The organism is Myxococcus sp. XM-1-1-1, from assembly GCF_020037095.1.
Lineage (GTDB): Bacteria > Myxococcota > Myxococcia > Myxococcales > Myxococcaceae > Myxococcus > Myxococcus fulvus.
The window spans coordinates 281,944-295,541 of the sequence record NZ_JAIQDH010000006.1 but is presented as its reverse complement, the minus strand read 5'-3'; the positions used below and the strand labels follow the sequence as shown (position 1 = coordinate 295,541).

Genomic DNA, 13,598 nt, shown 5'->3' with positions numbered 1-13,598 from the left:
AGCACGCTCTTCCAAAGGGATGGACCTGGGTTCCTCTTGGCGATCTCCTTGCGGACATCGAAGCAGGCCACAGTCCGAAGGCGGAAGGCCGCCCCATTGGGCCGACGGAGAACGGCGTGCTGAAGGTGAGCGCCGTGAGTTGGGGAGAGTTCCGCCCGGAAGAAAACAAGTCGCTCCCGCCTTCCTATCAAGTAGATCCGAGACTAACCGTCCGCCAAGGCGACCTCCTCATTTCACGAGCCAATACCGTCCAACTTGTTGGCGCAGTAGTGATTGTCGACAAGGACTATCCGAGACTGATGCTCTCAGATAAGACTCTTCGTCTAGTGCCGGCGAGCGCCGATGTGAGCCGACGGTTCTTACTGCACGCGCTCCGTATGAACTGGGTCCGCGAAGTATTCGAAGAGGATGCGACGGGGACCAGTGACTCGATGCGCAATCTCTCGCAGGAGAAAATCCGTTCAGCGCCGATAGCCCTCGCCCCGGCACCGGAGCAGCGACGCATCGTCGCCAAGCTCGAAGCCCTCCTGGCCCGCAGCCGCCGCGCGAAAGAAGCCTTGGACGCCATCCCGGCGCTGTTGGAGCGGTTTCGGCAGTCGGTGCTCGCAGCCGCGTTCCGTGGCGACCTGACGCAAGACTGGCGTGCTGCTAATCCGAACGTGGAGCCTGCCTCGAAGCTGTTGGAACGGATCCGCACTGAGCGCCGCCACCTTTGGGAAATAACAGAACTGGAGCGAATGCAAACCAAAGGGAAGGAGCCTAGGGACGACTGCTGGAAGGAACGATATGATGCCCCTGCGTCTTTGGCATCGACAGAACGAGAAGAATTACCAGCCGGCTGGGAGTGGGCAACCATCGAGGAGCTAACCACAGGGGCAAGACGTATCGCCTACGGTGTACTGAAGCCTGGCGAGCATGTTCGCGATGGTGTGCGACTCATCAAGAGCGGCCAGGTGCGAAATGGATTCATGAGCCTGGAGGATGACTTCCGCATCTCGCGCTCGCTAGATGAAGAATTCAGAAAAACAAGGCTTTCCGGCGGAGAGGTACTACTCAACCTAGTTGGTGCAAGTATTGGACGGTCAGCGGTCGCCCCCGCTGAGTTGCGCGGTGCAAACGTTAGCCGAGCCATTGCTGTCCTCCCCATTATTTCAGGGCTTGAGACCTGGGTACAACGCGCTCTCGAAGGACCAGCCGGACAACGACTCATGGCGACCGCAACGGGAGGAAGCGCCCAACCTGTCCTAAATCTCGCAGAGGTGAGACCTTTACCTGTTCCTTTCCCTCCCGAGCAGGAGCGGCGGGAGATCGAGAGGCGAGTGGACAGCGCGTTTACGTCACTCAGCAGGGTGTTCACTGCTTGGGCTGCGGGACACAGACAACTTGAAGGACTGGAACCACAAATCCTTGCTAAGGCCTTTCGTGGAGAACTTGTACCCCAGGACCCGACAGATGAACCTGCGTCTGTCCTCCTTGATAAAATCCGCGCTGTGCGCAGCAAACATGAACAACACCCCAAACCGCTGAAGCGGCTTCGCACTCCCAGGCTCGCTTGACCATGGCCATCCCCGACTTTCAGAGCGCGATGCTCCCGATCCTCCGGCTCGCCCAGGACGGTAGAGATCACACACTCCGCGAGACCGTGGAATCCATCGCCTCAGAGTTCAAGGCCACCGAAGAGGAGCGCAACGAGTTGCTCCCCAGTGGCCGGCAGCGGCGGCTCCACAACCGGGTCGGCTGGGCGAAGACTTATCTACAGAAGGCCGGCCTCTTGGAACCCAACGGGCGCGGGCGGTTCCGCATTACCGCTCGGGGCCAGGAGGTACTCCAACGCAGACCAAGCCGCATCGACATGAAGTTCCTGGAGCAGTTCCCGGAGTACAACGCCTTCGCGGCCCTCCGTCATGAGGCCTCCAACGAGCAAGCCTCCGCTCCGGAAGTTCCATCCAGTACGGAGACACCAGAGGAAATCCTCGAAGACAGCTACCAGGAGCTACGGCGGCGCCTCGCGGACGAAGTCCTCGAGCGCATCAAGGCCTGCGACCCGAAGTTCTTCGAGAAGCTGGTCGTCGATCTCCTCGTGACCATGGGCTACGGCGGCTCACGCAAGGACGCCGGTCAGGCTGTCGGGCAGAGCGGAGATGAAGGCATCGACGGCATCATCAAGGAAGATCGCCTCGGTCTTGATGTTGTCTACATTCAGGCCAAGCGCTGGACAAAACCGGTCGGTCGGCCCGTCGTCCAGGCATTCGCTGGCAGCCTGGAGGGACAAAGAGCCCGCAAGGGTGTGCTCATCACAACTTCCGCATTCAGCCGTGATGCCCGGGAGTATGTGCGTCAGATCGAGAAGAAGATCGTCCTCATCGATGGAGGAGAGCTTGCCAAACTGATGATCGATCATGGCGTCGGAGTCACCGAGGTTGCTACCTACACCGTCAAGAAGTTGGATCTCGACTACTTCGGTGAAGATGAGTGAGTGCATCCCCGGTGCTCTTCATCTTTCCATCGAACCCGATTGCGCCTCGCCTCGTGGACGAACACTTCGAGCCCGAGGCCATCGCCGCGCGTGCCGCCGGCCACTCCATCGCCGTCGTGGATCACGATGCCCTGTGCAGAAGTGCCGCCGAGGAGGCCGTGCGGTGGATACCTCGACCTGACGAAGGCGCACGGACGAGCACCGCCCTGTATCGCGGATGGATGCTCACGGTACGGCAGTACACCGATTTCGCCGCCGCCGCCGCGCAACGCGGGGTGACGCTGCTGACCTCGCCGTCGAGCTTCGAGAACGCCCACTGGCTCCCTCGATGGTACGACGCGCTGAGCAGGTTCACCCCGCACTCCGTCTGGACCGATGGGCCGGACCTGGACGCATTCGAGGCCTGCTGCTCGCGATTGGGCTCGGGACCCGCGGTGCTGCGCGACTATGTGAAGTCACTCAAGCACTCCTGGGCAGAAGCCTCGTACGTCCCCGACGCCGCGAACCTTCCAGCGGCCCGAGCCGTGGCCCGCAGGTTCCTGGAACTGCGCGGAGAGGACTTCGCGGGCGGACTGGTCGTCCGGGCCTTCGAGCAGTTCACCACCACGGAGGCGAGAACGTGGTGGGTCCATGGACAGTGCATCCTCGTCACCGCGCATCCCGATACACCTGGTGACCTGCCGACGGGTACCAATCTCCAATCCATTGCATCTACCGTGGCAGCACTTGACCTGCCGTTCGTCACGGTCGACCTCGTGCTGCGCGCGGACGGAGTCTGGCGTGTCGTCGAGTTGGGAGACGGCCAGGTCAGCGATCGCCCGAAGAGCACATCGCCAGCTACGTTCATCGCGGCAATCGCAGGCGCACTCGGGGACTGAACCGGAGGTTCAGTCCTTCTCCAACGTCCGGAACACCGCGGGCAACTCCTGCTCACCCAGCCCCGCACCGAGGGCCCGCCGATAATTCTCCAGCAACTCCCGCGGGAAGCGGGTGCTGATGCGCGCATCGCTGCTCAGCCGGACGATGTGTTCGAGGGCCGCGACATGGGTATTCAGACTGCACTGGTCACCCGTGAAGTCATTGCGCTCGACCATTCCCTGCGCGGCGTCGGCGGTGACAGAAATCAATCCAAGGAACGAGCTCTTCTGGGCGAAGAACAACTTCGGGTCCAATCCTTCCGCCTTACACATGGCCGCGGCGTGGAGCACCGCCAGCGTGCCGCCGTAGTACGCCTCGAGAATCGCGCAGTCGAGCGTCGCCGCCGCCCCAATCTTCTCATCGACATACACGGAGTTCTTCGCGATCGCCTGGAGCGTCCCCACGTGTCGCTCGAAGACAGCTCGCGACCCGGCGTAGAAGACGGTGGCGTACTCCGTCGCCACGAACGCGGGATACGCGAGGATCGCCGCATCCAGGTAGTCCACAGCGTGAGCGCTCGCCCACTCCAGGCCACTGCGCGCATCCGCCGGCGACCCACTGGTGAGCTGCACGAGCGTCTTCCCCGCGAGCGCCGCTGAGACGCCCGGCGAGGAGAACAACTCCGCGCAGGCCGCGTAGTTCGACAGCGAGACGACGACAAGCTCGCGGCCCGCGACCGCCTCACTCAACTTCTCGAACGCCAGCGTTCCACTGCCCACCGCTTGCGCCTTGGCGTGGGTCCTGTTCCAGACCGCGACCTCGTGCCCAGCCGTGGCGAACGCGCGCGCCAGCGCGGTTCCCATGAGGCCACTGCCAATCACCGTCAGCTTCGTCGGACGCGTCGATGTCATCTGTCATCCCCAGGTGTGTCGTTCAAGCGCCGCACATGGATGCGGTGCGGCGCGAGTAGACCACAAGCCCGGAGGATTCAGACGCGGACCGACCGCCCGTCACGCGGCCCGGCGCTGCGGCGCACGCGATTGCTGGATGGCATCCAGCAGGCTCCGACTCGTCTCGCGATAATCGAAGGAGCGCACGGCACGCTCACGGGCCGCGCGGGACATCCGCTCACGCAGCGCCGCGTCCTGCCCGAGCCGGAGGAAGGCCTTCGCCAACCCCTCCTCGTCCCCCTGCTCCACCAGCAGCCCATCCGTCCCATCGGAGATCATGTCCGGCGTACCACCAATGATGGAACAGACCGCGGGGACACCACACGACATCGCCTCCATCACCGCGACGGGCGAAGCCTCTCCAAGCCCCGTGCTGGACAGCACGAAGGCATCCGCGCCGTGCAGCAGCTCGATGACGGCGGCCTCTCCGAGCGGCCCCACCATGTCCACATGCGCCTGCAATCCGAAACGGGCGATGGACTGACGGATCTCCTCCTCGTGAGGCCCTCGCCCGCCCAAGGTCAGGTGCGCACGCAGGCCCCGGTCCAACGCCTTGCGCAACCCCGCGAACGTATGCACGTGCCCCTTGCAGAGATTGAGTCGCCCAATCGAAACCAGGTGCAGTCCCCGAGGAGACTGCGCACGCTTCGCCGGAGGGCGGAAGCGGTCCGTGTCCACGCCCATCCACAGGGTATACGTCCGCTCGGGAGGAAGCCCCACGGACTCGATGAGCTCGCGCTGCATGGGGCGCGCGGCGGCGGCCACGAACGTGGCATCCCAGGCCTTCGCGGCATGGTCCGTCCCATACACAGGCAAATCCCCATGGAGATGGAAGCTGTAGCGCGGCCCTCCCAGGATCCGGCACAGCGCGAGCACATGCGCGGCATCCGCGGCCGAATGCCCATGCACGTGGTCCAGCTTCCGCTCCCGCGCGTGGTGCAGGAAGTCCACCGCGCAGGCCAGCATCCCCAATGCCCGAGCCTTCTGCTTCACACCCACCGAGAGCTTGGAGACGTACGTGAGCGCCTGGGCCATGCCCGGGAAGTCCCTTGGAGAGACCAGCGCCGAAGAGAGCCTGGGCGGAAAGAGATACGTGGTCTCAGCGGCCGCATGCGCAGCCCACTCGTGGGGGCAGTCCTCCACCGGACGCCGCGTCGAGAAGACATGCACCTCCACGCCCATGGCGCGCAGGGCGGTGATCTCCCGCCAGAAGAAGGCATGGGTCTGCGTGGGGAACTCCGGGATGAGCATTCCCAGACGAAAGGGGGCGGCGGTCATGGCCTGTGTTCTATCCAAACGACTGCGGGCGATGGCGCACCCTAGCCCGGCAGGCTGAGAGAGGTAAGAAAGTGAGCACTGCAATCCGCCCCCAGACGGCCCCGCACGCCTCTCTTTGCAAGAGAGAATCGGCAGAGGTCTGGGATGCCCCACCCCGAACCTCCTTCGCGGCTCCAGACAGACAGGCAGGGAATATCGCTCCGCCTCTTCGTCGGGCATTCGGAACCCATGGTGGTTTCAACGCCAACCAAGACAGCCCTCCAGTGAGCGACTCAACCCAGCCGCCACGGCCCTTTCATGGCGAGACCCGCCCAGCGCCTCTCCTGGGGAGTCGGGTGGGCCTCCCGGTTGAACCCATCCTCCCGGGTGGCGGACACTCGCGACATGGCGCGCGGCCCCGAGCTCGCCCTCCTGACCGAGAGCGAGGGCATCCTTGAAGTCGACAGCGTGGTGGACGGCTTTCGCATCCTGAAGCCGCTGGGTGAAGGCGCCATGGGGCAGGTGTTCCTCGCCCAGGACCTCTCGCTCGGACGCCGGGTCGCGCTGAAGTTCCTCAAGGTCGAACTGCTGGGCCAGCAGAACGCGGAGCGGCTCCTGGAGGAAGCCCGGACCACGGCGCGTTTCAACCATCCGCACATCATCACGGTGCACGGCGTGGGCAAGCACCACGGCCGCCCCTACCTCGCGCTCGAGTACATCGACGGCGAATCCCTGAGGCATCGACTCACCCACGAGCCGCCGGGTCCCAACGAAGCGCTCCGCATCTGCCGCGCCATCGCCGAGGCAACCGCCGAAGCCCACCGCCATGGCATCATCCACGCGGACCTCAAGCCCGAGAACGTGCTGCTGCCCAGGGACGGACGGGTCCGCGTCGTCGACTTCGGACTGGCCCGCCACGCGGGGACCGAGCAGGGCGCCGCATCGGGAACTCCCGCCTACATGGCTCCCGAGCGCTGGCACGGAGCGCCTCCCTCACCCGCCATCGACGTGTGGTCACTCGGCATCATCGCCTTCGAGCTGCTCGAGGGACGAAGGCCGCTGACCGATGAGCAGCTCGCGAGCTTCGTCTTCTCCCCCTGGCCTCTCGAGCACTCACCACGCGAGCTGGCGCTCCCCGTCGGCCAACTCCTGCGAGCATGCCTGGCCATCGCCCCCGCGCATCGGCCCTCCGCGCAGCAGGTCGCCCAGGCGCTCGCGGAAGCCCTCGGCCCGGGGCACAGCCGCGCGGGAGACCTCACGCCCTTCCGGGGCCTGCACCCCTTCACGGAGGGGGACGCCGAGGACTTCTTCGGCAGGGAGCCGGAGCTGGATGCGTTCATCGAACGCCTGCGCCACGAGCCGCTCGTCCCGCTGGTGGGGCCCTCTGGCATCGGAAAGAGCTCCTTCCTCCATGCCGGCGTGATTCCCCGCCTGCGGCAGATGGACCGCTGGTCGGTGCTCGTCACACGCCCTGGCCCGAACCCCTTGGGGAGGCTGGCCGCCATGCTGGTCGCGGGGCTCGAGGACGAGGCTACCGCCGAGGCCACCAGGGAGGTCCTCGCCCGGCGCCCGGGCGAAGGGGTCCGGCTGCTGCGGCGGCGCGGTGAGGTGACGCAGACGCGGGTGCTCCTCGCCTTCGATGCGTTCGAAGAGGTCTTCACGCTCGCCGCGCCCCAGGAGCGGCTCCAGTTCACCACGTGCCTGGCCGCCATCGCCGCCGCGGATGACCGGTGGCGCGTCGTCCTCGTGCTCAGGGATGACTATCTGGGCGCCTACTGTTCGCAGGAGCCGCTGCGGCCCCATCTTGGGGCGGCCTTCATGCTCGCGCGACTGGGCCCGGCGGCGCTCCACGAGGCCATCAGCGGTCCCCTGCGCCGGGTCGGCTATTCGACCGATGACGCCTCACTCGTTCCGCGGCTGGTGGCCGAAGTCCAGGAGCTCGCCGCGGGCCTTCCGCTGCTGCAGTTCGCCTGCATGGCGCTCTGGGAGCAGCGGGATACGAAGCGACGGCTGCTGCTCGCCTCCGTCCACGAGGCGCTGGGCGGCGTGGGTGGCGCGCTGGCCTCGCATGCACAGCGCTTGCTGCGTCAGCTCCCGACCGAGGAGTTCCACAAGGCGCGGGCGCTGCTCCTACGACTGGTGACCGCCGCGGGCACCCGCCGCCCCCGCCCTCAGACGGAGCTGCTGGAGGGGCTGGGCGCGGAGGGGGCGCGGGTCCTCGAGCGGCTCCTCACCAATCGGCTGGTGACCGTCACCCGGGAGCCCCAGACGGATGAGCCCTTCATCGAGCTGGCCCACGAGTCGCTCGTGCTCGCCTGGCCGGACCTGACGCGCTGGCTCGAGGAGACCCACGAGGAGCGCGTCCTCGTTCAGCAGTTGGAGCAGGCATCCCAGCTCTGGGAGCAGCGCGGGCGGCAGGTTGGCGAGACCTGGACGGACGAGGCGCTGAGCCAGGCGCTCTGGCGAGTCACGGAGTGGGACGTCCGACTCCCGACGCGCTCGCGCGAGTTCCTGGAGGCAGGTCGCCAACGCGCGCGCAGCCTGACACGCCGACGCAGGTGGATGTTGGGAGGCTATGTCGCGGCCCTCGCCCTGATAGCCCTGGTCTCCCTCCTGGCCGCCTGGGCGTTCCGGGAGAAGCAGCTCGAGGCCATCCGCCGCCAGGACGACATCCGCCTGGCCGCCGCGAACATGGGGGAGTTCGAGTTGGTGCTGGAGCCCCATGACTTCGACCCCGTGAAGCAGCAGTGGACTCGCGCAGCCGACATGGACCTGGACTGGACCCTGCGGCCCGCGGATGAAACGTCCAGCCCGGAAGAAGCCAGGCCCTATTCCCCGCAGGAGCTGCTGCGGAGCCGACTCCGCCGGATGCCGGACGGGAGCCTGCGCGAGCGTGTCGAGGCGCCCTCGCGCATGTCCTGGCTCATCGTGGAGCGTCCGGGCTGCGCGCCATCCATCGTGCGCCTGCGGCAACTGCCGGACTTCGACGACCGACAGCGGGGGCCGCCGCGGGAGCTGCGCTTCCCCATCCCCACCTGCGCGGCATCGAAGGTGGATTCGATTCCCATCCCAGCGGGCCCGTATTGGAAGCCGGAGTCGGAGGATTCGCCAGAGCCCGAGCACCTCGTCGAGGTGGCGGACTTCTCGCTCGACCGGACCGAGGTCACCAACGGGCAGTTCCGGCTCTTCGAGTCACAAATCCTCCCGCAGACCTTCGAGCGGCGGGAGCATCCGCCGAAGCTGCCCATCTTCAGTCGGATGCTCGAGCCCGCCATGCCCGTCACCGGGGTGGACGCCGCCGATGCGCAGGCCTTCTGCCGATACATGGGCAAGCAGTTGCCCACCGAGGACGAGTGGCGCAAGGCCTTTCGCGGAGGGCTGACGCTCGGCCCCGGAGCCACGGAGGTGAACCCGGCCCCCCGGAGGAGGACTGTCTGGGTGGTGGACCGGCGAAATCCTCAAGCGAATCTCAGTGGAGACGATGGGCACTCCGCCGCCGCCCCCGTGGGCTCCTTCCCCGAGGACCGCAGCCCCTACGGCCTGCTCGACATGGCGGGGAACGTGGGGGAGTGGACGCGGAGCATCTCAACGCGAGGAGAGAACGAGGGCCTGCGAATCTCCACCGGAGGCCGCTGGGACTCTCCGCTCGAGGAGCGACACGACGACGTCGCCTGGAGTACCCACCTCCCCTCCAGGCGCTTCGACTTCGCGCTCGGCCTGCGCTGCGCCGAGCCCCCTTGAGCGCGCTGCGTGCGCTGCTCAGCGCAGCGTGGACAGCAGTTGCTCCAGGGCGGGCGCGGGCTCGACCTTGGGCCAGCGCAGCATCAGGGGCGCTTGCTCCCGTTCATCCTTGATGAACACCCACCGTCGGTCCGCGGACACGGTGACTGGCTTCCCCTGGACGCGGAGGCTGAAGCCCGCGCCGCAGAGGGGCTCGCCGCGCCCCATCACCTCGAATCCCGGCAGCCTCCGCGTCCAGGGCCCGGGCTGCTCCGGGACCAGGCTGGAGGTGTCATCGCGGCTGCCGGCGGCGGTCGGCACGTCATTGCGCGAGGAGTAGAGCCACGCCGAGGTGAACTCCTCGCTCAAGCCACCGGGAACGAAGTCCGTGGAGAGCAACTCGACGGTCGTGCCGAACACCTCTCGCTCCAGGGCCCTGGAGACGTTCTTCAGCATCTTCAGTCCACTCTCCCCCACGCCTGTCCCACAGCCCAACAGCCGGATCTGGGCGTCGGGCGCGAGATGCGGCTTGAGCCGCTTCAGGATGGCGATGACCCCAGGAGGCTCGACTGCGCTCACCAGGAACGTGTCGTCGCCGAGCTCGAACTCCTCCGACGAGCCATGTCCCACCAGGTCCAGCAGGTCGATGGGACGGCCCACATTCAAGGCGATGTTCGGGAGGTTCTGCCAGTACTGACAGCGCTCGACCAGGGCATGAGACGTCGGCGGACGACGCGGCACCTTCTGGTCGTGCGGCTGTTCCCGTAACTCAATCACATCAGCGATGGTCTCGAAGAGGGTCTGGAAATCCCGTGTATAGGAAACGACCGTGAGATGGGTCTTCATGGGCGTGGGCTCCTCTAGCGCAGAGACAACATGATTTCATTGAGGACCTCGAGCAGCGGCAGGTCCTCCAGGGCCTCGTCCTCACTCAGGGCGCGCAGCAACATCTTGTTGCTCGCGGCGATGGGCCACTTCTTCCCTCCCTCCCTCAGGGTCCTGACATCGAGAGTGGCTCCCAGGTCCAGGTTCGCACTGGTCTCCCAGGCCTCCGACAGCATGAGAAAGCCATACGGATGCTTGTCCGTCGCACGCGGAGCGGTCGAGGGGAGATCCGGCCAGCAGATCCGGAACTGCTGGGTCAACTCCACCATGAAGAGCTTCGGCTGGGTGGGGTCGACGAGGTCCCTCAGGTCCTCCCTGCGCGCGAGCTGGAAATAGAAATTCCGCAAGCCGTCACAGGTCGTCTCCTCGCGGACCCGCTTGACGATATAGGGATAGAAGCGCGGTCCGATGGTGTCCCGGAGCCACCAGCGCCTTAACTCCTGCGGGGTCGCCTTGGGTTCGATATCGGCGGCGCCATACTCCTCGGTGGATACGGCCAGGGGAACGTCTGGCATCTCTGCTCCTGGGGTAGTGGATTGAGAGTGTCGAGCCCTGGCGGTGGCTGCGACACCCCGCCAGGAACAAGTCATTCACTGCAATGAGCTGAGCCCATTCGCCGCGCGACAGGAGCAATCCGCGCGCCAGCCCGCCTCCTCTGAATGACGGCTCCCTGGACTGTCAACTCCAGTGGACAGTCCCCCACGCCGCATTCAAATCGATTGGACACCACCCCGGGCGAGAGCACGTGTGTCCACGACTGGACTGAACCGGGCATGGGCTTTGCTCACCGGGGAAGCGCGCCCCACGCAAACGACGGGGGTGGGCTCGATGGTGCCAGGTGCGAGGGGGGGGCTGGCGCCATCGAGCCGGTTTTCATCGGGAGGATGAATGTCCGCACGGCACCGTGAAGAGCAGCGTCTGACTGAAGCGTTGGAGAGAAGAGCCCGCCCATGAGCACGTCCGCAAGCGGCGTGGTCCTCGAAGCACTGCGCGCGATACAGTCGGGTCAACTCTCCATCGAGGAGGTTCTGCGCACGAGCCTGCGCGCCAATCCTGGGATGAAGGGTTGGCTCGAGGAGAAGCTGGCGCGCTCGAAGGACCAGGACAGACGTATTCCCTGGGTCAGGCGGCAGCTCAAGCTCTCGGAGAGCGCCCGTGAGAAGGTCCTCACGGCCGCGCGTCGCAAGTTCCTGCGCAGACGGGACGTCGTGGGCGTGTCCTGGGGCGTGAAATACACGGGCGGACTGCCACGCCAGGCGGACTCGCTCATCGTCTGGGTGCGAAAGAAGAAGCCACCACGCGAGGTCCGCTCGCTCATCGAAGGTCCCTTCCAGGCACGGGTCGGAGGCGTGCGTCACACCGTGATGCTGGACGTGCAGGAGCTGCCCACAGGGACGAAGCAATGGGGGACACCGGTGCGCCCGGGCAACCTCACGCAAGTGAGAGTGGGAGACAAGCTCGGTACGCTCAGCGCGGCCTTCGACACCGGAGACATCTACTTCTCCGGCCACGTGGCGAAGGCCACGGGGAGACAGGTGACGGTGTTGCTCCCGGGAGGACGGAGCATCCCCGCGGGCGTGGTGAGGCGCTACCGCGACGACGAGGAGATCGACGGTGCGCGGGCTGGGCCGCTGCAGGCCAACGATATCGCTCGCGCCACGCGGTCGCCTGTCCGGGTCCGCACGCTGAAGTCCTCCGAGCACGACATCGGCGTCCGTGTCATCACCGTCGATGGTGAGCGCAGGTCGTGGATTGATGCGCTCGAGGCCCCGGCCGACTTCGGCGTTGACGGGAGGATGCGCTCACTCATCCGCCTCGCTGGCCGGGTGACGGCGGAGGGAGACAGCGGCGCCTGCGTCCTGGATGACGCAGGCCGGCTGATTGGATTTGTCGTCGGTTCAGCCGACAAGCACACCATGGTCATTCGCGCGGAAGGGGTCTTCAATGCATTGCAATAGAATCATCGCGGCGGGGTGCGTGTTCTTCTTCTCCTGTCTCGCCAGGGCGGAGGAGACAACGTACCGGTATGAGGTCTACAAGCAGGAGGATGGCGCGCCCGTCTGCACGATGAGACAAAAGGGCGTGGAGACGAAAGAGCAGTTTCTTCGCATCGAAGTCACCGTCCCTGTCGGCTCGAAACTGGAAAGCGCCTCCCTCGTCAAGCAAACAACTCCTGTCGAGGTCGTCTCCTTCCCACTCGACGGCATCTCCCCACCCGCCGAAGGTGGCAACCTGGCGGTGCTCACCCTGGAGCGTGCGAAGTTCGGCATACGCGAGACGGCGTTCCTCCAGGTCCAGATGAACACAGCGGGCGCGGTGAGTTCGCCCATCGACTGTAAGACCGAGGAGGGTGACTCGGTTTCCTATTTCGGAGAAGAGGGCACTTCGAAGACCGGCTCGATTGACGTAAGTGCGCTTGAGTTCTGGCTGGGAAACGAATCAACACTCAAAAACAACCTGCTCAAGCAATTGAAGGCAATTGACGACAAGGAGGAGCGAATCCTTCTCGTACACCTGCCATCGGGTGCGATTGCATCTCCCATGGACAATGCTGTCTCGGAGGGAGAGTGGATCCAAGTGGCATTCCTCCTGCCCGAGACTGAAGAGCGCATGCCGAGAATCACCTCGAAGAACTGTGAGGCCGTCAATACCTTCCGTCAGAAAGAGGCCCCGTCGGCCAAGGAGGGCGCGGATGCCCTTAAGGAGCGTCAAGGCGCGAAGGCCGACGAGCGCGCGCGCCCTATCAAGTTCAAGCTGGTTCCCGTAGGGCAGATGTTCCGGTGTGGAGCGGGCCCCCTTTCATACGAAGTCCATCCACTCTCCGGCTATGAAGCCAAGCGCCAGAAGGAAGCAGGAACGACTCCGGAAGCAGCGTCCTCTTCCGTCGAAAATGTGGTCACAGCCCGGGTGAGGCCCCGCTATCACCTCGCCGCCACGGCCATGGTGGGATTCGACACGGCCACCACCCGGCGCTTCGAGACGGATTCGTCCCAGCTCGTCCAGGAGGTGACGGACCGGGAGGGCCTCGCGGTCTATGTCGGTGCGACATGGATGGTGATCGGGGTGGACTACGAAGCGATGACGGAGCTGGACTACTTCCTCAACGTCTTCGCGGCCGTGAAGCCGACCTCGCCCACGGAGGATGCCGTCGTGGGGCTCGCGTTCACCTACACAGGCTCGCTCTCCCTGGCGCTGGGCCTCAGCCTGCACAAGAACACGCGCCTGACGAAGGGCTACACCGTGGGCAGCAGCTTCACGGGGGATGGAGACATCCCCACCGAGAAGACGTGGAAGGGCATGCGGCCTGGGTTCTTCGTGGGCTTCGCCGTCGACAGCAACATCTACGATGCGCTGATCAAGAGATTCTGACCCGCGCACGAGCACGAACGACAGAAGCCCAGCCCCCACCAAGGAGCTGGGCTTCGTTCTTCACCGTGGCGACCCGGTCGCCC

General features: G+C 65.5%; 10 protein-coding genes. 6 read left to right on the top strand and 4 right to left on the bottom strand.

The features are described from left to right. The first annotated feature begins 116 nt into the window (after nucleotides 1–116). Genes K8640_RS14985 through K8640_RS14975 form a run of 3 tightly spaced genes read left to right on the top strand, consistent with a single transcriptional unit; the run spans nucleotide 117 to nucleotide 3,354 of the window. Nucleotides 117–1,556, top strand: coding sequence for a hypothetical protein (locus K8640_RS14985; RefSeq protein WP_223747654.1), 1,440 nt, complete (start codon nucleotides 117–119; stop codon nucleotides 1,554–1,556). A 2-nt stretch (nucleotides 1,557–1,558) separates the two neighbouring features. Continuing rightward, complete coding sequence (locus tag K8640_RS14980) at nucleotides 1,559–2,476, top strand: restriction endonuclease (RefSeq protein WP_223747653.1); 918 nt, start codon at nucleotides 1,559–1,561, stop codon at nucleotides 2,474–2,476. An 11-nt stretch (nucleotides 2,477–2,487) separates the two neighbouring features. Further along, complete coding sequence (locus K8640_RS14975; protein WP_223747652.1) at nucleotides 2,488–3,354, top strand: ATP-grasp domain-containing protein; 867 nt, start codon at nucleotides 2,488–2,490, stop codon at nucleotides 3,352–3,354. 9 nt (nucleotides 3,355–3,363) lie between these two features. On the opposite strand, the gene K8640_RS14970 is transcribed toward K8640_RS14975, so the two are convergent. Together K8640_RS14970 and K8640_RS14965 are read right to left on the bottom strand one after the other, a co-directional pair. Then, nucleotides 3,364–4,245, bottom strand: a complete 882-nt coding sequence (locus K8640_RS14970; RefSeq protein WP_223747651.1) for an NAD(P)-dependent oxidoreductase — start codon at nucleotides 4,243–4,245, stop codon at nucleotides 3,364–3,366. Nucleotides 4,246–4,344: 99 nt separating this feature from the next. Next, nucleotides 4,345–5,562 (bottom strand): glycosyltransferase family 4 protein, encoded by a 1,218-nt coding sequence (locus K8640_RS14965; protein ID WP_223747650.1) that lies wholly within the window; start codon nucleotides 5,560–5,562, stop codon nucleotides 4,345–4,347. 348 nt (nucleotides 5,563–5,910) lie between these two features. Here K8640_RS14965 and K8640_RS14960 point away from each other — a divergent pair, with 348 nt between their 5' ends. Continuing rightward, nucleotides 5,911–9,282 (top strand): bifunctional serine/threonine-protein kinase/formylglycine-generating enzyme family protein, encoded by a 3,372-nt coding sequence (locus K8640_RS14960; RefSeq protein WP_223747649.1) that lies wholly within the window; start codon nucleotides 5,911–5,913, stop codon nucleotides 9,280–9,282. 18 nt (nucleotides 9,283–9,300) lie between these two features. Here the strand turns inward: K8640_RS14960 and K8640_RS14955 are convergent, their stop codons facing one another. Then, a complete protein-coding gene (locus K8640_RS14955) occupies nucleotides 9,301–10,107 on the bottom strand; it encodes a DUF4347 domain-containing protein (RefSeq protein ID WP_223747648.1) in 807 nt (268 codons plus the stop codon). A 14-nt stretch (nucleotides 10,108–10,121) separates the two neighbouring features. After that, on the bottom strand, nucleotides 10,122–10,661 hold the full coding sequence (locus tag K8640_RS14950; protein ID WP_223747647.1) for a hypothetical protein: 540 nt from the start codon (nucleotides 10,659–10,661) through the stop codon (nucleotides 10,122–10,124). A 435-nt stretch (nucleotides 10,662–11,096) separates the two neighbouring features. Between K8640_RS14950 and K8640_RS14945 the strand changes: the two genes are divergently transcribed. Both K8640_RS14945 and K8640_RS14940 read left to right on the top strand, forming a co-directional pair. Further along, nucleotides 11,097–12,104 (top strand): hypothetical protein, encoded by a 1,008-nt coding sequence (locus K8640_RS14945; protein WP_223747646.1) that lies wholly within the window; start codon nucleotides 11,097–11,099, stop codon nucleotides 12,102–12,104. A 19-nt stretch (nucleotides 12,105–12,123) separates the two neighbouring features. Beyond that, a complete protein-coding gene (locus tag K8640_RS14940) occupies nucleotides 12,124–13,515 on the top strand; it encodes a hypothetical protein (protein ID WP_223747645.1) in 1,392 nt (463 codons plus the stop codon). The last annotated feature ends 83 nt before the right edge of the window (nucleotides 13,516–13,598 follow it).